Source organism: Mesorhizobium sp. M1169 (assembly GCF_040318345.1).
In the GTDB taxonomy this organism is placed as follows: Bacteria; Pseudomonadota; Alphaproteobacteria; order Rhizobiales; family Rhizobiaceae; genus Mesorhizobium.
This window is the reverse complement of the sequence record NZ_JAMYME010000020.1, coordinates 72,132-96,176: the sequence shown is the minus strand read 5'-3', so window position 1 is coordinate 96,176 and position 24,045 is coordinate 72,132. Positions and strand designations below refer to the sequence as shown.

Genomic DNA, 24,045 nt, shown 5'->3' with positions numbered 1-24,045 from the left:
GTTGCTGAATCAACACCTTACGCTGGAGGCAAGCATGCCCGTTGCAGCTCACCAATCCGAAGTGCTGACCCTATCCGTACCGATCTTGGCGCAATCTTCGTCTCATTGGAACTGAGCCGCTCGAAATGGTTGATCACCTCGCTGTCGCCGGGTGGCGGCGAGAAGATGTCGAAGCATTCGGTGGTGGCCGACCACGTCGCCGGACTGCTGGCGCGCTTTGCCGAGCTCAAGAAGAAGGCAGAGGCGCGGACCGGGCAGTGCTTTCCGATCATCGTGATCCAGGAGGCCGGGATGGCTTCTGGATCCATCGCGTTTTGGAGGCCGAAGGGATCGAAAGTCACGTCGTCGATCCGGCGTCGATTGCGACTTCGCGCCGGCGCCGCCGCGCAAAGACCGACAAGATCGACGGTGAGGCGCTGGTCCGGGCGTTGCTGGCCTACAAGCGAGGCGACCCACGGGTGTGTGCGATGCTCCGGGTGCCGACGCCCGAAGGGGAGGACCGTCGCCGCATCACGCGTGAGCGCAAGGCCTTGACGAACGAGCGCGTGCACCACGTTAACCGGATCAAAGGCCTGCTGTTCGCCCAGGCGTGTCCGGCTACGAGCCAATGCATCGCGACCGGCGCAAGCGACTGGAAGCGCTTAAGACCGGCGACGGCCGACCGCTGCCTGCACATCTGAAGATGCAGATCAGCCGGAAACTTGATCGGCTCGAATTGCTGCTGGAACAGATCAAGGCGGTTGAGGCTGCGCGCGATGCCATGCTCGCTGCCGCGTAGGTCGTCTCGCCGGCACCGGCGATGCTGCTCAATCTAAAAGGCATCGGGCCGGAGTTCGCCATCCTGTTGGCTGTCGCGTCACTTCGACAACCGACGACAGGTTGCCGCCTATGCGGGCCTCGCGCCGACACCCTGGCAGAGCGGCGCGGTCGATCATGACTAAGGGGTATCGAAATCGGGCAATCCAAGGCTGCGAACGACGCTGATCCAGCTCGCCTGGCTGTGGCGGCGCCATCAACCGCGATCGGCGCTCACCTTGTGGTTCGAGGATCGGGTAAAACGCAACGGCGGCCGTCTCAAGAAGACGACGATCGTCGCGCTCACCCGCAAGTTGCTCGTCGCGCTGTGGAAATACCTCAATGCCGGCGTCGTCATCGAGGGTGCGGCCATGAAGACCGCCTGACGCGTTAGCCGAACTGAATTTCTGCAATCTTCCAGGACCCGATCAGAAGTCTTGGCGGTTCCAGGTGGGACGAATCGACTACTGGTATGGCCTCAACAGGCCCGTACATTAGGATGGTCTCGTCCTCCTGAGCCCTTGTCCGCCGCGAGCGGGATGTTGGTGCCGCTGTCTCGAACAGCGACCGTATATAAGTTGGATCTGGCTCGGATAAACGAGCCGCGTCACGCAATCGGGCTCAGACCATGGATCGGCACAACCGAACCGAGGAAGTGAAAAAATGTTGCCCTGACACACCCGTTCCGCCTTGACCCTTCCTCATATAAGCCAGTAGGCGCCGGCATGCAGGACAACCGGAACTGGTTGGCCGTCGCTCTTGTGCAGGAGGTGCGGTCGGCGGCGAGATGCGTCTTCCAAAACTTGATGTGGTTCTCGGCAGCGCCGCGCCGGCAGTAGACATCCTCGTAGAGCGCCTTGGCCTTGACACCGGCAAGGTTGGTGACGATGAAGCGGGCGTCGGCACCTTGGGCGCCGACCTCGATCCGGGCGATGATGCGCTCGACACGGCTCCAGCTGCCGGCGCCGTCAAAGAATTCCTTGAACCTGCGGACCTTGTCCGTCTTCGCCGGCGCTTCAAAACGCGCCAGCGTGCTGACTTCCAGCTCCGCGACATGCTTGCGCAAGGTCACGGTGGGCGCCAGGCCGAGGATGAAGTCGATATCGTTGGCGCGGCACCAGTCGATGACCGGCGGACTGCAATAATGGCTGTCGGCCCGGATCCGCCACACAATGGAGGTCGGGCTTGTGCGGCAGCTCATCTGCTGCACAGATGCACTTCGAAACCTCACGGCCGTCATTTTGCTCTGCATGCCGATAGAACAACGCAGGACATGAAAAACGCCGCTCGGGAGGCGACGTCCACAGGAGCGCTCCAAGTCCTACGGAAGATGAAGGCGACGTCCTTCTAGATCTGATGCCAACGGCACGCCACACTCGATGGAATCCGCTCAGATTGCATCCCGCTTGTAGCACACAGGAGTCATTTGCACGTGCGACTGACAACTCCTGTCAAAAACGCTTCATCCATGGAAATATCAGCAATGAGTTCACCCCGGCGTACGGCATTTAATACAGGCCAGGGCGGCGCGTTGCTTGCCGAATTGCTGCTTTCGAAGGGCTACATGGTGCATGGCCTGAAGCGGCGGGCCTCGCTGATCGGGAATACACAGCGTGTCGACCACCTCTATCAAGACTCGCATGAGGACCGTCCCGACATGGTCCTGCACTACGGGGACATGACGGATGCGACAAACCTGATCCGTCTCCTGCAGGACACGCAGGCCGACGAAATCTACAATCTCGCTGCGCAAAGCCACGTGCAAGTCTCTTTCGAGACCCCGAATATACGGCCAATGCCGATGCGCTCGGCACGCTGCGGCTGCTGGAAGCAATCCGCATTCTCCGCCTCGAGGAAAAAACGCGGTTTTTACCAAGCCTCCACGTCCGAACTCTTCGGTTCGGTCCAGGGCGTCCCACAGGAGGAGACTACTCCGTTTATCCACGCTCGCCCTACGCGGTGGCGAAGCTCTACGCCTACTGGATCACCGTGAACTACCGCGAGGCATACGGGCTCGATGCAAGCAACGGGATTCTGTTCAATCACGAAGGGCCGACGCGCGGCGAAACTTTCATCACACGCAAGGTGACGCGTGCGGTAGCTGCGATTATAGCCGGGAAGCAGGACTGCCTCTATCTCGGCAACCTGGAGGCAAAGCGCGACTGGGGCTCGGCGCGCGACTATGTCGAGGGCATGTGGCGGATCCTGCAGCACCATGAGCCTGACGATTTTGTGCTCGCGACCGGCGAGACGCATTCGGTCCGCAGCTTTGTCGAGGCTGCCTTCAGGCGGTTCGGCAAGGAGATCGTCTGGGAAGGCGAAGGCGTCGACGAGGTGGGCCGAGAACGGAGGAGTACCAGGCGCTGATCCGGATAGACAAGCGTTATTTCCGCCCGACCGAGGTTGACCTGCTAATCGGCGATGCCTCGAAGGCGGCCACCAAGCTCGATTGGAAGCCGAAGACCACTTTCGATGAGCTCGTTTCGGAAATGGTCGAGGCCGACTGCCGCGCGTAATGCGAATGAACTCGGCCCAATCTTCGCCTTGGCAGCAGTCAACGGCCAGCTTCCTCTTTTTGCCGAGCGGACTCTCAAACGAACTTTGAGCGCGTCGCCGGCACGGCAGGACAGCGCAATCTCAATCTGTCGAGCGTCAGCCATTGCGGAAGGTGTAGCTGTAACCGTTGATCGCCGGCGCGCCGCCGAGATGCGCGTAGAGGACTCTCGATCCCTCTGGAAAGAAGCCTTTCTGGACGAGGATCGATTTGCCCTCGTAGACGGGATCGGTAATCATACCCTCGAGACGCGACCACAGGCGGATCGCTCCTTCGTTCCCTCCGACGGAATCCCATAACTCGGGTGCGCGTACTCCTCGAGCAACACCACGTCATCCTCGACGAGTTCCGTTTCGAGCTCGACGAGCATCGCTGTATGTTGGGCAATGCTTAGCACCTGCGCCTTGGTCTTTGCGGGGGTGGCAGAGGCATCGATACCGATCACGTTGCGCTGTCGACCGTCCTCGGCGAATCCGACGAGCATCCCAGCAGGCGTTGAACCGGTGACCGTGCAAACGACAATGTAGTCGAAGGCAAACCCAAGCTGTTTCTCCTCGGCGCGCACCTCCTCCGCCAACCCCACATAGCCCAGGCCGCCATTCGGGTGAACAGATGCCCGGCTGGTATCGCAATAGGGTCTGCCACCCCTCGCCTTGACCTCATAGAGCGCTTTTTCCCAACTGCGGCTGATGCCGATGTCGAAGCCCTCGTCGACCAGCCGCACCTCTGCTCCCATAATGCGGCTCAGGAGAATATTGCCGACCCGGTCGTAAATGGCATCCTCGTGTGGTACCAGCTCTCCTGAACCAGGAGACATTTCATGCCGATCTTGGCGGCGGCCGCGGCGACCATGCGCGTATGGTTGGACTGGACACCCCCGATGGTGACGAGCGTATCGGCATCTGACGCGATCGCGTCGGGGATGATGTATTCGAGCTTGCGCAGCTTGTTTCCGCCGAACGCGAGACCGGAGTTGCAGTCCTCGCGTTTGGCGTAGATTTTTTCCACCTTGCCCCCCAAATGCTTGCCGAGGCGGTCGAGCTTCTCGATGGCCGTGGGTCCAAAGGTGAGCGGATAGCGTTCGAACTTTTTCAGCATGTTTTCTCCAGCAACAGGTGATCGAAGCTGACCAGCTATGCACCGGTCATTGCATGGCTTTTTTAATTTGAAGCCAGCTGCGTTGTCGGACGTTGCAGCAGGGCCCCATCATTATTTCCAGCGCCTCGGTTGTCATCGAGACGAAGCAGCCCGCATGCCGGCCTGCTGCGACGGCTATTATGCCTGCGGAACCCAAGAGCTGCATCTCGCGCCATTAGACGTCCCGGGATGCGGTCACCTCCGTCCAAGTCAAGCATACCTGTTCTTGAACGATCAGCCCAATGCCCTTGGTTTCGAAAGTGGCGGGAATTCGAGCTCTGATCTTGTCACGGCCGCGCCTCAAGGGAGCAGCAGCGATATGGCTAGTATTTGACTTTGGAGCAAATCTGCAGATTCACTCGTCACCTCATCATGGTCTGGCTGCTGGGATCCAAGGTCCTTGCAACTGTCCAAATGCTCAGCCCTTTGGCCAGCTCTGCCAGCGCAGCTAGACCGCCAGATCAGAAAGAGCACGCTTGCGAAATACGCCAGCTGAAGGAGCAGCGAAGAAGTCAGCGTCGTGACGACTACTGCGCCGATGGAATGAGAAGCGAAGTAGACAGTCAGTGCGGTGCTGCACAGGACCAGCCCCAGGACGTGACAAAAAATTCTAAAGGGCAACGCCGCTCTCCTGGTTTGTCTTGTCAGATCATTCGGCGACCTGGTCGGCCGCAACATGGGTCTGGCAGTTCTTCGGGCAGACGCGGGCGCAGGCTCCGCAGCCAATGCAGCGGCCGGCATGATCGACGACCATGATCATGCGATTGAGCTCGCCATCGAAATCGTCATCCTCGTCGTCGCAGGCGCCGAGGATTTCACCCGCGTCATCGACGCCGTAAAGATGCATGACCTCGCGCGAGCAGACTTTGAAACAGCGGCCGCAGCCGATGCAGGTCGTGCCGTCCATAGCGGTGAGATATTCCGGCATCCATCCGGAGCCGTCGCGGGTGGTGAATGTGCTCCTCATCCTAACTTCTTCATTGCAGCGAGCTCTCTCTTGGCACCATCCAACTCGGCAAAAACGGCGGACGTTTCCTTGGCAACGTCCTCTATCTCCGTCCATTTTCCCGGGAGATCCTCTGCAAGGTCGCGCAATTTCATCTTGGCGACTGCTGCGCGCAGCTGAAGCTTTCGGACTTTCTTCCCCGTTTCATCTAGCTTTGACATAAACCCTTCCTCGAAATCGGTTTCATCACGCCGGCGCCACACCGGGACCGGCTTCAGTGGCTGCGATCGCATCGTCGATCAGTTTCGCACCGGCCTCAGCGAGTTTCCGGAGCGTCTCGAAGCCGAACCGATGAACGTCTTGCCAGAACGACCAACTGCCCGGCCGTGGAAAGCATGCGGCCCCAAGTCCTCGTGAATTTCATCTCCATCATTGCCGATGATCAGGCCTGAGCGCTCCTCGGGTCGCGAGCCCGACGGCGGTTTAGAACATGTCGAGCCTCCACAGCACGTCAGGATCGGGATCGTCGATGACAGACATCGCAGGGCGCTGTTTCCTGGTGACGATGAAGTCCGCCAGCAGCGTGGTGTCCGATTTGCCTTCGCACGAGCCGTAGGAGTCTTGAGCACGGATCAGCCGCACGAGGCATCTGACAAAAGGCGTGGCAAGCGCCGCCTCGTCCTCGGCAGGGCTGATCGCGGTATCAGACATTTCGCCTTCTCCTCAATTTCAGTCCTCTTCCTCGAAGCACGATGTCTGTTTTCGGGGACGCCTACTTCGGGCACACTTGCGCAGCCGACGCCCGGCTCGGGGCGGCCGATTCCACGCAATTGATGTCCCCGTGGCCGACCTTAAACACCTCCTCGACTGCGAAGTCCTCCACGCGAATTCGCGTCGAACACCACTTCCGCCGCAATGCGGCCGAAGGTCATGAACATTCGAGCCTCGATCCTGCTGCAAACGATCGACCAAGTGCTGCATGGACCCTCCTTGCTGCGGCCACGCCAGGGAAATGGACGAATTGGCCAGTAAGATATTTTCAACCAATCATCCCTTTCTATGTTTTCTCCTCGGCCGACCGTGCTTTGGCACCTTCGGGAAATTGTTTTGCGGAGCCGCAAAGAGAGCGCCGCAACAAGCCTTCGCACCCCTGTACTTGGCGAGGGTCTGCAGCAAATCCGGCAGATGCTGCTCTTTCAATTCGGCCGGGATAGGCTCCGGACCGTCCAGCGACCTCAGTGCCAGTTCGACCAACTCGATCGCGCGATCATTGTTGCCGTTCTCGTGATAGTACCGGGCGACGGCGGGATAGGACCGGAACTTAGGGCTGTCGCCTTGCGGGGGATTCAGCGCCAGGATGTGTTCGGACAGCTCCTTGCCGATCGCGAAGCGCTCAGCAGGGGGAAGGCGCGAATGGTCATTCGCCGGATGGAAAAGTTGGTCTAGCGCCGAAACCATCCAGTCCTCGGAGTTTTTGTCGATCGCGTCGCGAACCAATTGGCGCATCGCGGGCAAGCCGGTCCACATGTCTTGAATTTTGTGAAGCAACAGATGCGCATGAGCCAGGCGGAAATTGATGTCGTCGGGCATCAAGGCGATGCCCTCTTCGATCGCCCAGAGCGCCGTCTTCCAATCTTCTAACTTCACCGCGGCCCAGAATCTGTCATCGATCGGCTGCTTCAACGCTCGTTCGCGCGCCATGAGTTCGCTTGTGGCGATCCGCTCCGTATCGGCGGCTTTAGCTTTATCGCTGATGCGCCAGCTGCCGTTGAGCACTTTCGGCAAAACCTCATCGAGTTGGCTGGGATGACCGATAAGGGCGATGTGGCCGTCTCGGTCGACCACGAACGAGGTCGGAATCCCAACAGAAAAGCTGGGTTTCATCCAAAGCTTGTTCATTTCACCTGTGTGGTCGAACGCGATCCGATAGCTCAGATGCGAGCACTTTTCGGTCAACCACGCGTCCAACTTGGTGCGAGCCTCAACGGTCGTTGGAGCGTCTTCATTAGCCGCGACGCCGACGACCTCAAGTCCGCCGTCCTTGTATTTTTCCTGGATCCGCATCAGATCGAGCATCTCCGCCATGCATAGTTCGCACCACGTTGCCCAAAATTCGACGATATACACTTTGCCTGGTTGGAAGTTCGTCAGGGGCTCGCCACGCAGCCAAGTGTCCACGTTGATCGGAGGAGCCGGTGACCCCATCTGCAATACCATGTTGCTCTCCAAAGCTGTTGCCAAAGGTTGCGTGACCTTATGCGCGAGCTTGTTCCCCGTTTGAGACGGGGCACGAGGGTTCAAGGAATGGAGAGCATCGCTCGTCTTGCGCATCTGCGTGCAGTCAGCCTTCACTCAGTGTTGCTGAATCTCAATTCGCAAAGGCCGTGCCAACGCGCTCAGCGCGCACTAAACACTTGATTACATTTTAAAAAAGTTTCGGGGTGGCCCAAGATAGCCGGTTGTATTGGACGCGACATGTTTCTGCCACTGTCAGGTCTTGGACACGCATCACGCGCTTCGCGTCGCCAGAGAAGCGTGGCCACGGACGACTCGACATATATTCGGGCTGAGGGACGAGCAGATGGACATTATGACTGCGTCGGCTACCGCCAGGCTCGTCATCATCGTCCGCCTCAAGCCTTGCTTGAGCTTCTTGCCGTTTCGGTAGCTCAGGTGGTAGCGGAACGCCATTGCGATTGCAGGGGGCCGCTCCATCCGAGCATCGCCTCCGCCCTACCTCTTCCGCTTTGCGATTGAATTCCTGGCTGGCGACGCAGGAGTTCTTCACGACGAAGCCGGTCATGTCCGGCTGCGGGTCGCGAGTACCGTCTTCGCCAGATTGACGATGATGATCGTGGCGAAGAGGGCCTTGGATGAGTGCCGGCATGTGCCGGCGCGGTGAACTCTCCCGGATTCCTGCTTTTGTCGTTCTGTGTTCCTGTTCACAGGCCCTACAGGGACCGCCAGATGCGAATGTGAGCGTTGTCGGAATGACCGGCCAAAGGCCACTCGGTAGCCAGGCGGGTTGGGCCGGACCGACTGAAAACGCTGAAGATGCTCCGTCCTCACCCCTAACCCGCCTGCCATTCCAGACCATGGCAACGTGATTTATGCGATCGATTCTCGCCGACCGCGGCAGGAGCCCGACCGTTCCCACTCGAAGTTGAGGGCGTCGGCCACGGCATGGTCGTTGCGTTGTTAAGCCTCCCGGCCAGTAATGAGGAGATCGTGATAGCGCGCATACGATGCCGCTACGGGTCCGAAATCGGCCTGCCGCGCTGAACGACTCTCTTTGACCTGACGCCTTCCTGCGCCGTGATCGTGGCTGCAGTGCGGATTGCCCATACCTCTGCCCGGCCGTTGGTCTCAGCATCACGCACCAACTCGGGCGAGCAGAACCATCGCCGCGCGCGCGTTAGAGCGTGCGCGGATGTTCTCGGGCGGCGCGTGCAGATTGGCTCCGAGAAGCTTCGCGAAGCTTACACGTTTGCCGCGACCTCCTCTGACTTGCCATCGGGATGGGTGCCCAGGGGGTAGAGTTTCGAACAGCATCGGTGCTACTTCAAAGCCTGTCAGCGAGCCAGAAACAGCGGCAATGGCGGCTTCCCAATTATCCATCTCGTCACGCCACCGAAGAGCCGCTCGCGCAGCCGGCGGCTGCCGTAAGCGCCCATGACTATCATGTCGGCAGACGTGTCGATTGCGTGCTGCGCGAGTACCGTGGCCACCGGTTTGCCGGCACTCGCCAGCAGGTCAACCGACACCCGAGCACCGTGCCGAGTGAGATAGGCAGCGATGTCGGCTCCCGGCTCGGCGCCGCTTCCGGTCCAGGTCGTCTCAGGATCGACGAGGGCGACACGAACTTCCTCAGCGGCGGATAGCAGATCCAGCGCTTCCCGAACCGCGCGGGACGCCTCGGCTCGCGAATCCCAGCCGACCAGCACGCGCCGTGGCGACAGAGTCGCCTCAGCGCCCTCCGGCACGACAAGCACCGGCTTTCCGGTATCGAATAGGCTGCCGTTGATAACAAGGGGTCCGAGGTTAATGTCGTTGAGAAGTGCGGGGCCGACGATTGTCAGGTCGTTGCAGAGCGCCCGCTGTCGCACCGCGTCACCGACACTGGCCTGATCGCAGTTGGCAATATCGACATCATAGCACCGCCACGTGGCTCTCAGCAGTTTGTGAATTTCCCTGGATGCTTTTTCCAGGCTGGCTATGTCCTGTGAAAATCTCTCGATCTGCCTAAACCGTTTGTCCAGTCTGGCGATGGCCTGTGCGCGTTGTCTAGGCCACTCGGGGATGCCATCGCCGAGCAGCGGAGACGGCATAACGAGCGGCGGAGGCGAAATCACCAGTACTGAAAGATACGCGCCGACTTCGGCACACAAGCTGGCAGCTGTTCTGACATCCTGATCGGAGTGCTCAGCTCCGGTCACACTGAGTACGCTTCTGAAAGCCATTTGACTGCTTCTTTCTGAATATGTCGTACCTGCCGGCGCGTTTCGAAGCCGCAAGACTTGCCCTCAGCACGGCGGAAATGCGGAGTGGCACCACATCGGTTATCTATTCACCCGTCCGGCCACTCGAGCGAGTAGCCGGCAGACCTGACGGTACGAATGACGCTGGAGGGGGAGGCCGCCTTCAGCGCCCTTCTGAGCCGGCTGATATGGACATCCACGGTGCGTACACCGACATGAATATTGGCCGGCCAGGCCGCGCTGATCAGCTCGTCTCTGGTGAAGACCTTGCCGGGAGTCTCAAGCAAAAGCCGCAGCAGGTTGAACTCGATCGGCCCAAGGTGGACTTCGTGGCCATTGCCCCGAACCCGGTGGGCATCGAGCCTTATCTCAAGGTCGCCACAGGAGATCCAGCCGCCGTTTTCAATCCCGTTCGAACCCGGCTTTGGCAGCGCCAGCTTCATCCGTAGACAGTCAAGCAGCTTGGCCGGCGCGAAGGGCCGCACAAAGCTCTCGTCAATACCAGCCTTCAAGAGATCGAGGTGCTGGTTCTCGGCGCCGGGCGCGATCAGCGCAATTACGGGCAGGCCGCCGGTCCGGGGCTCCCCCTTGAACCGGGCGCAGATTATGGAGCCTGTCGCGCTTGTTGGCTGGCAGTCCAGCACCACGGCCTTCGGCTCCCGTTCACTGGCCAATGCAAGCGCCTCCTCCACGCTGCCGGCCAGTTGAATCGTGAAGCCATCCACCTCCAGAATGTGGCTGTGGACCAGATAGAACTCCGGATCCTGCGAACAGATCAGGACCAGTGGCTTCATCAGCGCTGCCCCAAGAACCACATCGGCCTCGATCGCCTCGATTGAGAGGGCTGGCCATCGCATGTCCTCAAGGCCTGACACGATCCCGTTGATCGAAAATCGGTTCCATCACGCCCGCGCCACCTCGGGATGAGCCTCAATAGCTGCGGTCGCATCGCCGGCCAGTTTCGTACCGGCCGTGGCGAGTTTCCAGAACGTCTCGAAGCCGAACCGGTGGACGTCGCGCAGGGTCTTCGACAGAACGACCAACCGCCCGGCCGTGAGAAGCACGCGCCCAAAGCCCTCATGGCTTATCTCCATCATCGGCGATGCCATCAGGCCGGAACGCTCCTCGATCGCAAGCCCGACGGCGGTGTAAAACATCTCGAGCCTCCACAGCACGTCCGGATCGGGATCGCCTATGATCGGGATCGCACGGCGCTGTTCCCTGGTGATGATGAAGTCGCCCAGCAGCTCGGCGCCCGATTTCCCTTCCCAAGACCCGTGGGAATCATGAGCCCGGACCAGCCGCACGAGGCATTTGACGAACGGGGTGGCAAGGGCCGCCTCGTCTTCGGCGACAGCAGGGCTAACCACGGCGTCAGACATTTCGCCCACTCCTCATTTCAGTCCTCGTCCTCGAAGGACGGTTTCTGTTCGGCGACACCTGCCTGCGCCAGCACCTTGCGCAGCCAAGGGGGAGGACACGTCCTGAGCATCATCTGCGTGCGCAACAGCACCTCTTGGATGGTTTGGGGGTGCGGCACTTTGATCGGATGAATTTTTGCCGAAACAACCTTGGCTGCCGAAGGTCCGCCGATAGCCAGACAAAACAGGAGATGACAGCCCTTCAGCGCCTCGACTTTCGGGGTGATGCGATCATCGCCCTCAGTCCTTTCCTTCCCGCTCTCGTCGGAAACGTCATCGAAGGCCACGGCTTCGACGAGATTCCATTCCTCGCGCATCACATCGTAGACAGCAAAACGCCTGGCCGATCCGAAATGGGCGTTGAGGTTCTTCATGTCCTGCGTGGCGATCGCCACCCGCAATGCGCCGGCTTGGCGTTCCGGCGTCGGTGCGTGAACCTCGTCAGTGACGAGCGAGAGGCGACGAACGGAGCTCATCTCGGATTTCTCGCTTACGGAGTGGATGAAGCGCCTCAGGCGTCGGCGCGTGCCGGTTGGCTTCAAAAATGTTGGCAACCTCGAAGATCATGTCGCGGGTCCCCTGGTAGAGGATTGTGAGCTTGTGCTGGATGCCGAGGCGGTCGAAGATCGGGAAGCCAACCCGCATGAGCGGAATGCCGAGGCGCTGCGCCGCCTGGCGGCCGTGGGAATGGGTGACGAGAAGATCAGCGCTGGCGCCAAGAGCTTCCAAATCGCCGAGATCGCCGATCTGAACCGACTGCGCCGGTACTTCCTCCAAAATTTTCGACATGTCGGTCGTGGTGACCGCCGCCGCGATTTCGGAGCCCATGCCGATGAAGAAGCTCGCGAGTTGGTAGAGTTGGTCTGGTTCAGCAGCGATCGCAATTTTCTTGCCTCCAAAGTGGAAATGTCCGTCGAGCAACGCGTCCTGCAACTGCGCCCGGCGACGGCGCACCCCAGCCGGCGCCGCCGCGCCCGAAACCGCGGACAGCAGAGAGACGAACCGGTCGGCGTCCTTCAATCCAGTCAGCGACCGGAACAGCACGTAAGGCACGCCGGTCAACCTCTGAAGCAGCTCGGCCGGGCGGCGCATATGCTCACCGATGACGATGCATTGCTCGGCCGTGCCAAGCTCGCGGATATCCTCGATGCTGGTGCCGCCGTAGGTGGTCGTGATCCAGCGGTCGGGCACCGTACCGTCGAGCGAGCCGGAGACGTCCGGCAGAATCACCGGCTTGAGTCCAAAGCTTTCAATCGTTTCACGCAAATGCTCGATATCAGCCACAGTGAGGTTCCAGCCAGGCAGGATCACGATCTTCTTCGACTGCCGCGCCTGCTCGCCGGGCCGCGTAATCCTTTCGATCATCGCGGTGACAGCCTTGGCCCAGCCCTCTTCGATCGCGCCGCCGAAATCCGGTGTGTTGGCTAGCACCACCTCCGTACCCGCGAGTTCTTCCGTGCGCTTCAGCCTGATATTGGCGATATCTCCTGCGCAGTCTTCGCCCCGGGTTTCCACCAGCGCCGTCGTGCAGACCCCGATCAGCGTTGGCTTTGCGCGGGCCTTGAGGTTGAGGATCGCCTCTTCCAGATGGTCTGCCCCGCCGAGGATCGTCGCCACCTCGTCCATCGCCGTTGTCTGCAAGGGAATGGCTTCCTTGAAATGCCGCACGAACAGCACGAGCGCGAAGCTGGTGCACCCCTGGCTGCCGTGGAACAACGGCATCGCGCCGTCGACGCCAAGAAAGGCCAAGGCGGCACCCAGCGGCTGCGATGATTTCAGCGGATTGACCGCCGCCGCTTTGGTCTGGGGAAGGATGCGGACCATCGGCTTGCTTCAACGCTCACCGAAATCGTCGGCCGTCGTGCCGGCGAATTCCTGGACAACATGCAAGGTCGCGATCTCGCTTTTCATGCGCGGCAGTTCCTCCCTCACCGCAGGCTGACAATCCCATGGTGCCGGCTCCCGCACCTGGCGCCAGATCGGGTTATGAATAGCGAGGTCGATCTGGCGTACGAGTTCCACCATGCCGTCATAGCCGGCGTAAGGGTGTTGGCGCTCCTGGTTGATATCGAGCCAGGGTGTCTTGGCCTTCAGGGCGATGAACTGCGTGCGCCCGCCCGACAGCATGATATCGGCCTTGTGTTCTGAGAGCATGGCGTAAAGCTCGCGCGGCGCCATCTGCTCGAACATGTGGTTGTCGTCCTTGAGGATCTGCTTGATGCGCTCCTTGTCTTCGACGGTCGACTTCTTGACAGAGGTGCCGACGATCTCAATGCCGATCTCCATCAGCGCATGGACGACCGACCAGGACTTCACACCGCCGGTGTTGAGCAGCACGCGCTTGCCTTCGAGCCTCGGCCGGTAGGCCGCGAGCTTCTTCCAAGCGATCGCCTCCTCCTCTGCAATCGATGCCTCGGTGCGGCCGAGGATCTCCGGATCGGCACCCTTCTTCACGAGCAGCTGAGAGATCTGTCGGAGCGCTTCCGAGGTGTCGGTGATGCCGTAGAAGGAGCCCTCGAAAAACGGGATGTCCCAGCGCTGCTCCATCTTGCGGGCGAGATTGATGAGCGCGGTCGAGCACACCATCATAGCCGCCCGGGCGCGGTGCGCGCAGGCAATGTCTAGGTAACGCGCGTCGCCCGGAATGCAGGCGCGCACCCGGATGCCGAGCCGATCCAGCAGCGGTTTCACCAGCCAAAATTCGCCCGCGAGGTTAAATTCGCCAAGAATGTTGATGTCGTGAGGGCCGGCATCGTCGGGCTCCACCGTGCCGATGACACGCTCGAGCAACGCCTCGCCGGCAAGCTTGTTGCCGAGATTCTTGGAGCCGAAGAAGCCCGGCGCATTGACCGGCACCACCGGTAGGCCGAACTTTTCCGCCGCGCGCTTGCAGATGGCCTCGATGTCGTCGCCGATCAGCGCCGTCACGCAGGTCGGATAGACGAAGATAGCCGGCGGCCCATACGCTTCCTTGATCTCGCGGATCGCTTTGAAGAGCTTCCGCTCGCCCTGCCCCAGCACAACGTCGAGTTCGGTGAGGTCGGTCGTGAAGCTTGTGCGCCACAGCGTTGGCCCGGACGAAGCCGCACCGCGGTTGTCCCAGGAATTGCCCTCGCAGGCGAGCGGCCCATGGATCAAATGCGCAACGTCGGTGATCGGCTGCAGCACGATCTTGGCGCCATCGAAGGCACAGCCGCCGGCCGCCGCCCCGGGGGTCAGTGGCTTCGAACAGCCCTCCTTGCGCGCCTTGGCATCCTTGCGGCGGTTCTGCTCGCAGGCGGGCTCGTTGAAGACATCCTGGATTTTGGCTCTGAGCGAGGACATTGCGTCGGTCTCCAAAGTCCCTTGGGAAGACGACCGGCCAAAGCCGACCGTCACGCTTAGCGGGTGAGGTCATACGAATAGTCCGTCACGCCCGTCTCGCTTGTCTCGCGATCGAGCTTGTCGAAGATCTTGTCGAGGATCGTCGTCAGGACGCGCAACCCGCCTTGGTAGCCCATAAGGGCAAACCGATGGTGATGGTGGCGGTCGAAGATCGGAAACGTCAGCCGGATCAGCGGCGTGCCGGCGTCGCGCTCCAGATACTTGCCATAGGAGTTGCCGATCAGCAGGTCCACCGGCTCGGTGAAGAGCAGCGAGCGCATCGCCCAGAGGTCCTTGCCCGCCCAGACTTGAGCATCCTTGCCGAAGGGCGATGATGCAAGCAGTTCCTTCAACTCCGCTTCCCATGCCGAGGTGCCGTTGGTGGCGAGGCAATGGGTCGGCTCGCCGCCCGTCTCCATGATGAAGCGGGCCATGGCGTAGACAAAGTCCGGATCGCCGTAGATGGCGTATTTCTTACCGTGCAGCCAAGATTGGCTGTCCGCCATGGCGTCAACAAGTCGGCCGCGCTCCAGGCGGATTGCCTCGGGGATTTGCTTGCCGGAAATCGCGGAGACCTCCATCAGGAAGTCGTCGGTTGCCTGGACTCCGAGAGGGTAATGGAACGAGGCAGTCGCCTGCCCTACCCCCTCGCAATACTCCAGTGTTTTTCGGGTGTTGTAATGCTGTAGCGAAAGTGTCGCCTCGGCGTTGAGTGCCTTCCTCACGTCTTCGATCTTCGTGCCGCCGTCGTACATGCGGTATTCGCCGTCCGACGGCGTGTCGAACTGGTCAGAGGCGTCTTGGATGAAGGTATAGGACACGCCCAGCAGATCGAGCAGGCGCTTAAGTTCCCGGTTGTTGCCAACACAGAAGCCGTCAAAACCCGGAATGAGGTTGATGGTTCCCTCGGCTTCCGTGCGCTCCTCGCCTTTCCAGAAATGCTCCAAAATGCCCTTGACCGTAACGTCATAGCCGTCGACATGGCTGCCGACGAAGGCCGGCGTGTGGGCGAAGGGCACGTCGAAGTCGCGCGGGACCGAGCCTTCGTCCTTGGCGTTCTCGATGAAGCTGTGCAGGTCGTCGCCAATGACCTCCGCCATACAAGTGGTCGAGACGGCGATCATCTTCGGGTCGTAGAGTTTGTACGTATTGGCGAGCCCGTCGACCATGTTCTTCAGGCCACCGAACACTGCCGCGTCCTCGGTCATCGAGGAGGAAACTGCCGAGGCAGGCTCCTTGAAATGGCGCGACAGGTGCGAGCGGTAATAGGCCACGCAGCCCTGGCTGCCGTGGACGAAGGACATGGTTCGCTCAAAGCCTGCGGCCGCGAACACCGCGCCGAGCGGCTGGCAGGCCTTGGCGGGGTTCACGACAAGCGCTTCGCGACCGAGGTTCTTTTCGCGGTATTCCCACGTCTTGGTGAATTCGCGTTGGTCGGTAACGATCTGGTCCGGGTGAGGACATTCGAAATTCAGCCTCTTCTCGGCGAGCATCTGCCTGTATTCCGACTCGCGGAACAGGGGCGCGTGGTCGAGAACTTTTTCAGCCGACTGCGGCATGGGTGGTTACCTCTTCTCCATCTGGCCGCGCCATACGGCGGCACAGGGACGTCGAAACGTTTCAGGTCTCCCGCGGACAAACGGCCACAGGCGTTCAACGGCCTCCCGGCTTCCGGGAGGCCAGATTTTCATTCGGCTGCGATCGCCGCCGACGGCTCGGCTTTTTTCTTCCAGGGGGCGTCGTAGAGGTTCCAGACCGGGTTGTTGATGGCCAGATCCATGTCGCGGGCGAAGATGGCGAAGCCGTCGTAGCCGTGATACGGGCCGGAATAATCCCAGGAATGCATTTGACGGAACGGTATGCCCATCTTCTGGACCGGGTACTTTTCTTTGATGCCGGAGCCCACGAGATCAGGACGGATCCCCTCGATGAACTTCTCCAGCTCGTAACCAGTCACGTCGTCATAGATCAGCGTGCCCTTCTTCACGTAGTGGCCAGTGCGCTGATAGTCGTCGTTATGGCCAAATTCATAGCCAGTGCCGACGATCACCATGCCCAGATCCTCATATGCCGTGACGACGTGACGGGGGCGCAGCCCGCCGACATAGAGCATCACCGTCCTGCCTTCGAGGCGCGGCCGGTACTTGGCGATGACGGCATCGACCAACGGCCGGTATTTGGCGATGACCGCCTCGGCCTTGGCCTCGATTTCCGGCCCGAAATGCTTGGCTATCTTGCGCAGAGAGGCTTCGGTCTGGGAGGGGCCGAAGAAATTATACTCCATCCAGTCGATGCCATACTTTTCCTCCATATGCCGGCAGATGTAGTTCATCGACCTGTAGCAATGGATGAGATTGAGCTTGGCCTTCGGCGCGCGCTCTATTTCGGCCAGCGTAGCGTCGCCCGACCAGTTGCCGACCACGCGCAGGCCCATCTCCTCGAGCAGGATGCGCGAAGCCCAGGCGTCGCCGCCGATATTATAGTCGCCGATCACATTGACATCGTACGGGCTGGCCTCGAACTCGACGTCCTTCTTCTCGAACACCCAGTCGCGGATCGCGTCGTTGGCGATGTGGTGGCCGAGTGATTGCGAGACGCCGCGGAAGCCCTCGCAGCGCACCGGCACGATCGTTTTTTCGTGCTCCTTGGCCTTGTTGCGGGACACAGCTTCGGTGTCGTCGCCAATCAGGCCGATCGGGCATTCGGATTGCACAGTCATGCCCTTGTTCAGCGGAAACAGTTCCTCGATCTCGTCGATGATCCGTTCCAGCTTCTTGTCGCCACCAAAAACAATGTCCTTCTCCTGGAAATCGGAGGTGAACTGCATCGTGACGAACGTGTCGATGCCCGTCGTGCCGACGTAGTAGTTGCGGCGTTGAGACCAGGAATATTGCCCGCAGCCGACCGGGCCGTGCGAGATATGGACCATATCCTTGACTGGACCCCACACCACGCCTTTCGAGCCGGCATAGGCGCAGCCGCGAATCGTCATCACTCCGGGGATGGACTTGATGTTCGATTTGACCTCGCATTCGGAAAGGCCCTCGCTTTCCTCGCCAGCCTCGTCGCCGCTCTTTGCGACGCTGAGGTGCTTTTTGCGGCGCTTCGCCGCCTTGTCAGGATATTGCGACAGCACCTCCTCGATAAGCTTCGCATGGAGGGCGCCGTCATTCTCGTATTCCAGGCTCATGGGACCCCTTTCAAGGTTCAGGGTGACGCCTCACCAACGAGGCGCCGTTCTTTGAAAGGCGCGCCAGGTCAAGGCCGCGCCTCGTGTCGGCAGCGGTCGTTAGTGTGCGGCCGCCTTCGCCGCTTCCTTGACCTGAAGCTCGGCAAGCATCTGCTCGTCAGTCTTCATGATGCCGAAGTCGAGCAGCATGTCCTCGAGCTCCTCCATGGTGATCGGGGTTGGGATGGTGCCCTGGCCCGAATTGGCATGGATCTTCTCGGCCAGTGCCCGGTATTCCCCGGCCTGCTTGGAGTCCGGCGCATACTGGATGACAGACATCTTCCTGAGTTCGGCGTGCTGGACGATGTTGTCGCGGGGCACGAAGTGGATGAGCTTGGAATTGAGCCTGGAAGCCAGCGCTTCGGCGAGGTCGAGCTCGCGGTCGGTTTGGCGTTCGTTGCAGATCAGGCCGCCGAGCCGCACGCCGCCCGAATGGGCGTATTTCAGGATGCCCTTGGCGATGTTGTTGGCGGCATAGAGCGCCATCATCTCGCCGGACATGACGATATAGATTTCCTGGGCCTTGTTCTCGCGGATCGGCATCGCGAAACCGCCGCACACCACATCCCCGAGCACGTCGTAGGAGACATAGTCGACATCGTCGTAGGCACCGTTCTCCTCGAGGAAGTTGATCGAGGTGATCACGCCGCGGCCGGCGCAGCCGACACCCGGCTCAGGGCCGCCCGACTCCACGCATTTGATGCCTTTGTAGCCGACCTTGAGCACGTCCGCGAGTTCCAGGTCTTCCACCGAACCTTCCTCTGCCGCAAGGTGCAGGACTGTATCCTGCGCCTTCGCGTTCAGGATCAGGCGGGTGGAGTCGGCTTTGGGGTCGCAGCCGACGATGAGGATTCTCTGCCCGAGGTCGACAAGGGCGGCGAGCGTATTTTGGGAGGTGGTGGACTTGCCGATGCCGCCCTTGCCGTAAAAGGCGATCTGACGCAAACCTGACATGTAGCTTTCCTTCCTTCGTTCCATTCATCGCGGCTGCCGCGACATGAATGCCGGTCGGGCAGCTGTCGCCGCCTCGCACCCAAGGATCTCAAGACTCGTGCCAATTTGGCTGATCGAACCGAAGAATAATTTCATGGTTGCTTTTCAGGGATTTAGCTTGAGGCCAAAGAAAGGATCGTCGGAACAAGCCGTGTAGCGGACCCGACAGTAGCGACATAAAGCGTCGGATCGCGATCCTCAGTCACCGCATTCGTGAACCGCATCGTTGTGTCGAGGTGGGCCAACAGCATCTCGACCTCTAGCGTTAATTGCGGGATGCTGCGAACTCTTCTGTTCCGGCGAGCTGACGTACTTGGTTCTCGCGTGTCCTCATCGACACTGCGCGGAATCTTGCGCGCCACGCTGGCATACCATCGATCCACGGCCATCCATCCGGGGCCACGGGCGGATAATTCCGCCATATCACCAACCCAAGGGGACTCGGCTCACTTATCGGCGCAGGAGTTTAGTATCGGCGTCATCGCCTTCACATGTTCGTCGATCCGCTCGAGCACTTTCGCTGCGACAACGTCGCGCTCAGGCAGATGCCACCAGTGCTCGTTGACGAGTTCGACGGTCTCGACCACTGCCTTCAGGACTGCCGGCTCCGGAAGCCTTGCACGGTTCGCAAATGCTTTCCATCGCGGTGCTGCTAGCGCCTTGAACGAGCGCTCCCCTCCAAGCGAAAGCGCCATGGCGTCGGCGGGAATATATGGCACGGTCGACAGAACGTCGTAGATTGGTGCAAGCACCGGCTTGTCGCCGTTACCGGGATAAATCAAAGACCAGTTCTTCAGGTGCATGTCGCCATTGCCCGTGATGACCGTCAGCGCCAGGCGGCGGACGAATTCGAGAGCCGCGGTAGGCGAGACGGCCACGCCAAGGGCCAAGGCTATGTCGTGATAAGCGGCCCCCTCATATTTGCGCGAGGGATACACACCGAAGACCTGAGCGAAATCCTCGATGTGAATCCTCTCGCCCTCAGCGCCGCGATCGAAGCGTTTGACGAGAAGGACCTTGCCCTCTGACAGCGTGTTGAAATCCTCGGGAATATCCTCGAAATCGGACTTCTCGACAAGTTCGCGTTCAGGCACCTCCATGCCGATCGCTGCAGCCAACGCCAGGTTAGCGAATTCATTTTCGGAAACGCCTGGAAACGCCGTCGAAGGGAACTTGGCGATGTATCGGCCTTGCTCGTCGTCCATCGGCAAGGTCAGGCCGCCTTTTCCAGTGTTCTTCATGACCGACAGCTTCATCTGCACGCCGGCAAGTGAGAACCGTGCCTTGGGCTTATCCTTTGAAGCATCCTGCGAAACCGCTATCGCGCCGTCACTGGGCAACGCCCGTACGGCTCCCGGCAAATCGGCGCCCAGCGCCGCTAAAAGATCGAAATCATTGCCTGGCCGCACATTGCCTTCGTGGTGCTTTTCCATCGCCTCGCGCAATTTCTCCTCCGGTAGGAGGTTCGCGAAGAAAGCGGGCAAGGCGCCCGCCAGAGGCTTCGGATCTTTCCGCAATCCTTCCGTCGCTGCCCGGAACGACAGGCTGGAAACCGGAAAGCCGCCCGTCGCGCGGTAGGCCTCATCGAAGTTGAATGCATTGAAATCGCCCGGCGTCCTAACGATTGTGCCGATCTTCAGTGCGTTCAAGAGCACGTCCAGCGACGGGATCGTCTTAGGTGCGCGAAAGACTGGGGCCATGATCGTCATCGTCAAGTTGAGAAACAAAGGCGGGTCGATCGTCATCATCATGCGGACGCAATAAAGCCTGGACAGCCGGCACCATGACTTGCGGAACCAGCATCATTTCCAGCCCGAGCGCGCGAGCGATATTCATGAGCGTCGTCGCACGCCCCGCTGCGGCTCCCTTTTCGATGTCGCGATACCGGGGACGGGATATACCCGCCAAGTCAGCGACCTGCTCCTGCGTCATGGCAGCGGCCAGCCTCGCCTGCCTGAAAAGCCCACCGATTTCGCGCAGAATTTCCGATTCAGAGTCCATCATGATACCTATACGATCTATTCCAATGCGCGATGATACGCAAAGGTATCTCATCCAGCGAGCAAGTCAAAACTTTTATGATCTGTTAGCGTATCATATATGAAGATAATGATATGCAAAGAGATCATCCTTCTTCGAGGATCTCTCATGCTTTAGCCCCGCACAGCGAACGGCGTTTCTCCGAGAACAGCTGCTATGGCCACCGGGCTCCTCTGATGGGGCCGCCGCCGGTTTGCCAGGCTTCTTGCGGCCTGCGGCCTGGCGCTGCTCTTCTTTTTCGGCCTCGATCCGGCGCTCTTCGTGCGCCGCCAGCTTGGCCTGGGCTTCCAGCGACGCCATCGCTGCTGGATCTTGGCCAGCCGGTTCTGCTTGTCGCCGGCCCAATCCGGCATCTCGTCGCCGCGCTTGTCCTTGCCGAAAGTCACGTCCTGCTCGGCATCCGCGGCCTCGGCCGCCGTTAGCATGCCAGCGACCTCGGCTTTCAATTCCAGCTCGCGCTTCTTCATGCGCTCATAACTCATCGCCTTGTGTTTCGACGCGTTCGCCTTGATCTTCTTGCCACCCAGCGCGACATGGCCGAGTTTGACCAATCCTGCCGTCTCACACAGCTTCAGAACCTGCACGAACAGCGCCACGAGCGCCTTCAAATGCCGCTTGCGGAAGTCGCTGATCGTCCGGAAATGCGGCGGATCGAGCGCCACGATCATCACAAAATCATTCCGTTCGCGGCAGGCCTTGGCCGGCTGTTTTCGCCAGCTTTGGGCCATCGACCGCCCGTCGCGTTCCTTCGCGCCCCTTTGTCCCTGCATGGAAAAGGGCCGTCGCGGCGCACCCGCCCTTCCTGCTCAAATCACATTCAATTCCATGAAAGCCCGCCCCTCAGCGACACGGCTGTACCCGAACGCTGAGCAATCCACCGGTGCGATAGCGGCCATGCACGATCAGTTCGGCTAGCGCCTTGCCGACCGCCGGTCCCTGCTGCAAGCCGTGGCCGGAAAAACCGTTGGCGAAGAGGAAATTGCCGACTTCGGAATGCGAACCGATCACCGCGTTCTGGTCGAGCGTGTTGTAGTTGTAATGGCCGACCCAGGCGCGCGTCGGCTTGATCGCCTCGAAGGCCGGAATGCGGGTCGCCAGCACCGGCCAGATCACCTCTTCGAACAGCGGCCAGTCGGGATCGAAGTCGGCGGGGTCGGCCGGTCCTTCGCCCTCTTCCGGCTCGGCGCCGCCGGTGATGTAGACCGAGCCCTCCGGCCGGACATAGATGCCGCTCGGGTCGACCAGCAGCGGCATGTCGTCATATTTTTCGCGCGCCTCGAAGACGAAGACATTGCGCTTGCGCGGCTCCACTGGCAGCGCCAGCCCGGCCATTGCTGCCACCTTGCCGGCATTCGGCCCGGCGGCGTTAACGACGGTGCCGGCCTCGAGCCGCTCGCCATTGTCGAGGGTCACACCGGCGACGCGCTTCCCCTGCCGTTCGATACCGGTCACCGACGCTGTGATGAAATCAATGTTCTTGCTTCGCAGTGCCTTGCGGAACAGCATCAGCATCGCATGCGCGTCGAACCAGCCTTCGCCGCTGCGGCCATAGGCGCCGGCGGAAATGCCCTCGACCGACAGCCACGGAAAGCGGCGGACGAGCGCCTCGGCATCCTCGAGCACGATGTCGGCGCCCTCGGCCATCTGCGCCTCGTGGTTGGCCCGCAGGATCGGCAGCCCGTTCTCGCCGGCAAGGATGAGGTAGCCGCCTTCGCGAAAGCCGATATCGGCGTCCGCGCCAAACTCTTCCCTGAGCCGCCGGAACAGTTTCAGCGTGAATTGCGACAGACGGATGTTCTCGGGGATCGAAAACTGCTGGCGGATCGAAGCGCAGGACAGCGTCGTCGCCGCATGGGAAAATTGCGGGTCGCGCTCGACAAGCGCGATCGAGCCCGCAAACCCTTCCTCGCGCGGATAATAGGCGACCGAGGAGCCGACGATGGCTCCGCCGATGATGATGATGTCGTAATGCACTTTTTCGCTTCTCCAGTTCTAAGGCCCGCCGCCACGTGCGGGCGATGCCGGCATCAACCGGCGGGCAGATGTGCCGAGGGCAACAAGCGCGCCTGACGCAACGCCGCCAGATCAGCCGAGCCGGTGCAGAAGCAGGCGACGGCCAACTGGCGGATGACGATCTCGAAATGCGCGACAACCGCCTCGGTGGATACCCTAGCCGCGCGCAGCACGCCGGCCGCCTGCCCGGCGATGTCGGCGCCCAGGCGGATGGCCTTGGCCACGTCGACGCCGTCGCGGATCCCGCCCGACGCGATCAGCTTCACCGTTGGCAGCGCCCGACGTACCGCCTGCACGCTGGCCGGGGTCGGAATCCCCCAATCGGCGAACGCCATCGCCACTGCACGGTCGGCGGCATCGCGGGCGCGCTCGCCCTCCACCGCGGCCCAACTGGTGCCGCCGGCGCCGGCGACATCGATCACCGCCACGCCCGCGTCGACGAGCGCACAGGCCACCGGAGCGGACAGGCCCGACCCCACTTCCTTGGCCACGATCGGCACGCCCACGCTGCGCGCGGCGCGAGCAATCTGCGCCAGGACGCCGCGCCAGTCGCGGTCGCCCTCCGGCTGTACCGCTTCCTGCAGCGGATTGAGATGAACGATGAGTCCATCGGCCTCCAGCGCATCCACCGCCCGGCGCGCCAGGTCCAGGCCGTCGGCCTCGCGCAGTTGCGCGGCGCCGATATTGGCCAGCAAGGGAATGTCTGGGGCCAGGCGGCGCAGCGCGCGCGTCAGTCCCTCGGAGTTGCGGGATTGCAGGCTCACGCGCTGCGAACCGACGCACATGGCGATCCCCAAGGCTTGCGCTGCCTCGCTCAGATGCCGGTTGATGGCCTCGGCGCGTGGCATGCCGCCTGTCATGGAGCTGATCAGCAGCGGCGCGTGCATGGTCTTGCCTAGCAGCGAGGCGCGCAGGTCGATCTCCGTCAGGTCCAACTCGGGCAATGCGCAGTGTTCGAAACGGATGTACTCCCAGCCGGCGGCGACCGTGGCCGGCGCCGTTCGCTGATCCAACACGATGTCCAGATGGTCGTCCTTGCGCCGGCTCAGGGCGGTGTCGCTCATGCTCGCTCTCTC

At 61.0% G+C, this 24,045-nt stretch carries 17 protein-coding genes and 6 pseudogenes; 2 read left to right on the top strand and 21 right to left on the bottom strand.

Features of this window, described 5'->3' with window-relative positions:
- Positions 1-54: 54 nt before the first annotated feature.
- Positions 55-1,181 (top strand): annotated as a pseudogene (locus NKH41_RS20020) (IS110 family RNA-guided transposase).
- Positions 1,182-1,499: 318 nt separating this feature from the next.
- On the opposite strand, the pseudogene NKH41_RS20015 reads toward NKH41_RS20020, so the two are convergent.
- Positions 1,500-1,957 (bottom strand): annotated as a pseudogene (locus tag NKH41_RS20015) (transposase); the annotation flags it as partial.
- Positions 1,958-2,263: 306 nt separating this feature from the next.
- On the opposite strand from NKH41_RS20015, the pseudogene gmd reads away from it, so the two are divergent.
- Positions 2,264-3,311 (top strand): annotated as a pseudogene (gene gmd, locus NKH41_RS20010) (GDP-mannose 4,6-dehydratase).
- Positions 3,312-3,447: 136 nt separating this feature from the next.
- Here gmd and NKH41_RS20005 read toward each other — a convergent pair.
- From NKH41_RS20005 to fni, 20 genes and pseudogenes are all read right to left on the bottom strand, one after another.
- Positions 3,448-4,447: pseudogene (locus NKH41_RS20005) on the bottom strand (1-aminocyclopropane-1-carboxylate deaminase).
- Positions 4,448-4,786: 339 nt separating this feature from the next.
- Positions 4,787-5,164, bottom strand: a complete 378-nt coding sequence (locus NKH41_RS20000) for an exopolysaccharide production repressor protein (protein WP_352933482.1) — start codon at positions 5,162-5,164, stop codon at positions 4,787-4,789.
- Positions 5,136-5,453 (bottom strand): ferredoxin III, nif-specific, encoded by a 318-nt coding sequence (gene fdxB, locus NKH41_RS19995; RefSeq protein WP_352933479.1) that lies wholly within the window; start codon positions 5,451-5,453, stop codon positions 5,136-5,138. Before fdxB ends, NKH41_RS20000 begins: the two co-directional genes overlap by 29 nt.
- The gene (locus NKH41_RS19990; RefSeq protein ID WP_352933476.1) at positions 5,450-5,653 is read right to left on the bottom strand and encodes a CCE_0567 family metalloprotein; all 204 of its coding nucleotides are present in this window, start codon (positions 5,651-5,653) and stop codon (positions 5,450-5,452) included. Before NKH41_RS19990 ends, fdxB begins: the two co-directional genes overlap by 4 nt.
- A 25-nt stretch (positions 5,654-5,678) precedes the next feature.
- A pseudogene (locus NKH41_RS19985) lies at positions 5,679-6,143 on the bottom strand (DUF269 domain-containing protein).
- A gap of 336 nt (positions 6,144-6,479) precedes the next feature.
- The gene (locus tag NKH41_RS19975) at positions 6,480-7,649 is read right to left on the bottom strand and encodes a TlpA disulfide reductase family protein (protein WP_352933473.1); all 1,170 of its coding nucleotides are present in this window, start codon (positions 7,647-7,649) and stop codon (positions 6,480-6,482) included.
- A gap of 1,355 nt (positions 7,650-9,004) precedes the next feature.
- Positions 9,005-9,892: a universal stress protein gene (locus tag NKH41_RS19970; RefSeq protein ID WP_352933470.1), complete on the bottom strand. Its 888-nt coding sequence runs from the start codon at positions 9,890-9,892 to the stop codon at positions 9,005-9,007.
- A 107-nt stretch (positions 9,893-9,999) separates the two neighbouring features.
- Positions 10,000-10,785, bottom strand: a complete 786-nt coding sequence (locus NKH41_RS19965; protein ID WP_352700587.1) for a response regulator transcription factor — start codon at positions 10,783-10,785, stop codon at positions 10,000-10,002.
- Positions 10,786-10,812: 27 nt separating this feature from the next.
- On the bottom strand, positions 10,813-11,292 hold the full coding sequence (locus NKH41_RS19960; RefSeq protein WP_352855504.1) for a NifX-associated nitrogen fixation protein: 480 nt from the start codon (positions 11,290-11,292) through the stop codon (positions 10,813-10,815).
- Between the two features lie 17 nt (positions 11,293-11,309).
- Entirely contained in the window at positions 11,310-11,807 is a 498-nt protein-coding gene (gene nifX, locus NKH41_RS19955) for a nitrogen fixation protein NifX (RefSeq protein WP_352933466.1), read from the bottom strand.
- A complete protein-coding gene (gene nifN / locus NKH41_RS19950) occupies positions 11,773-13,155 on the bottom strand; it encodes a nitrogenase iron-molybdenum cofactor biosynthesis protein NifN (RefSeq protein ID WP_352933463.1) in 1,383 nt (460 codons plus the stop codon). Before nifN ends, nifX begins: the two co-directional genes overlap by 35 nt.
- A 9-nt stretch (positions 13,156-13,164) precedes the next feature.
- Positions 13,165-14,655 (bottom strand): nitrogenase iron-molybdenum cofactor biosynthesis protein NifE, encoded by a 1,491-nt coding sequence (gene nifE / locus NKH41_RS19945; protein ID WP_352933461.1) that lies wholly within the window; start codon positions 14,653-14,655, stop codon positions 13,165-13,167.
- Positions 14,656-14,711: 56 nt separating this feature from the next.
- Complete coding sequence (gene nifK, locus NKH41_RS19940; RefSeq protein WP_352933458.1) at positions 14,712-16,253, bottom strand: nitrogenase molybdenum-iron protein subunit beta; 1,542 nt, start codon at positions 16,251-16,253, stop codon at positions 14,712-14,714.
- A gap of 128 nt (positions 16,254-16,381) precedes the next feature.
- Complete coding sequence (gene nifD, locus NKH41_RS19935) at positions 16,382-17,884, bottom strand: nitrogenase molybdenum-iron protein alpha chain (RefSeq protein ID WP_352933455.1); 1,503 nt, start codon at positions 17,882-17,884, stop codon at positions 16,382-16,384.
- 99 nt (positions 17,885-17,983) lie between these two features.
- A complete protein-coding gene (gene nifH / locus NKH41_RS19930) occupies positions 17,984-18,877 on the bottom strand; it encodes a nitrogenase iron protein (RefSeq protein WP_352933452.1) in 894 nt (297 codons plus the stop codon).
- 485 nt (positions 18,878-19,362) lie between these two features.
- Complete coding sequence (locus tag NKH41_RS19925; protein WP_352933450.1) at positions 19,363-20,616, bottom strand: type II toxin-antitoxin system HipA family toxin; 1,254 nt, start codon at positions 20,614-20,616, stop codon at positions 19,363-19,365.
- A complete protein-coding gene (locus NKH41_RS19920) occupies positions 20,591-20,917 on the bottom strand; it encodes a helix-turn-helix domain-containing protein (protein WP_352933507.1) in 327 nt (108 codons plus the stop codon). The genes NKH41_RS19925 and NKH41_RS19920 overlap by 26 nt, the downstream gene beginning before the upstream one ends.
- A gap of 152 nt (positions 20,918-21,069) precedes the next feature.
- Positions 21,070-21,684: a transposase gene (locus NKH41_RS19915; protein WP_502906027.1), complete on the bottom strand. Its 615-nt coding sequence runs from the start codon at positions 21,682-21,684 to the stop codon at positions 21,070-21,072.
- 78 nt (positions 21,685-21,762) lie between these two features.
- A pseudogene (locus tag NKH41_RS19910) lies at positions 21,763-22,930 on the bottom strand (NAD(P)/FAD-dependent oxidoreductase).
- A gap of 53 nt (positions 22,931-22,983) precedes the next feature.
- Positions 22,984-24,033 carry a type 2 isopentenyl-diphosphate Delta-isomerase gene (gene fni, locus NKH41_RS19905; RefSeq protein WP_352933447.1) on the bottom strand — a complete coding sequence of 350 codons (1,050 nt, stop codon included), beginning with the start codon at positions 24,031-24,033 and terminating at the stop codon, positions 22,984-22,986.
- Between the last annotated feature and the right edge of the window lie 12 nt (positions 24,034-24,045).

Excerpts from the sequence above, each read along its gene's own strand:
- NKH41_RS20000 (WP_352933482.1), bottom strand. The coding sequence starts at position 5,164 with ATGTTGCGGCCGACCAGGTCGCCGAATGATCTGACAAGACAAACCAGG.
- fdxB (WP_352933479.1), bottom strand. The coding sequence starts at position 5,453 with ATGAGGAGCACATTCACCACCCGCGACGGCTCCGGATGGATGCCGGAA.
- NKH41_RS19990 (WP_352933476.1), bottom strand. The coding sequence starts at position 5,653 with ATGTCAAAGCTAGATGAAACGGGGAAGAAAGTCCGAAAGCTTCAGCTG.
- NKH41_RS19975 (WP_352933473.1), bottom strand. The coding sequence starts at position 7,649 with ATGGTATTGCAGATGGGGTCACCGGCTCCTCCGATCAACGTGGACACT.
- NKH41_RS19970 (WP_352933470.1), bottom strand. The coding sequence starts at position 9,892 with ATGGCTTTCAGAAGCGTACTCAGTGTGACCGGAGCTGAGCACTCCGAT.
- NKH41_RS19960 (WP_352855504.1), bottom strand. The coding sequence starts at position 11,292 with ATGTCTGACGCCGTGGTTAGCCCTGCTGTCGCCGAAGACGAGGCGGCC.
- nifX (WP_352933466.1), bottom strand. The coding sequence starts at position 11,807 with ATGAGCTCCGTTCGTCGCCTCTCGCTCGTCACTGACGAGGTTCACGCA.
- nifN (WP_352933463.1), bottom strand. The coding sequence starts at position 13,155 with ATGGTCCGCATCCTTCCCCAGACCAAAGCGGCGGCGGTCAATCCGCTG.
- nifE (WP_352933461.1), bottom strand. The coding sequence starts at position 14,655 with ATGTCCTCGCTCAGAGCCAAAATCCAGGATGTCTTCAACGAGCCCGCC.
- nifK (WP_352933458.1), bottom strand. The coding sequence starts at position 16,253 with ATGCCGCAGTCGGCTGAAAAAGTTCTCGACCACGCGCCCCTGTTCCGC.
- nifD (WP_352933455.1), bottom strand. The coding sequence starts at position 17,884 with ATGAGCCTGGAATACGAGAATGACGGCGCCCTCCATGCGAAGCTTATC.
- nifH (WP_352933452.1), bottom strand. The coding sequence starts at position 18,877 with ATGTCAGGTTTGCGTCAGATCGCCTTTTACGGCAAGGGCGGCATCGGC.
- NKH41_RS19925 (WP_352933450.1), bottom strand. The coding sequence starts at position 20,616 with ATGGCCCCAGTCTTTCGCGCACCTAAGACGATCCCGTCGCTGGACGTG.
- NKH41_RS19920 (WP_352933507.1), bottom strand. The coding sequence starts at position 20,917 with ATGGACTCTGAATCGGAAATTCTGCGCGAAATCGGTGGGCTTTTCAGG.
- NKH41_RS19915 (WP_502906027.1), bottom strand. The coding sequence starts at position 21,684 with ATGGCCCAAAGCTGGCGAAAACAGCCGGCCAAGGCCTGCCGCGAACGG.
- fni (WP_352933447.1), bottom strand. The coding sequence starts at position 24,033 with ATGAGCGACACCGCCCTGAGCCGGCGCAAGGACGACCATCTGGACATC.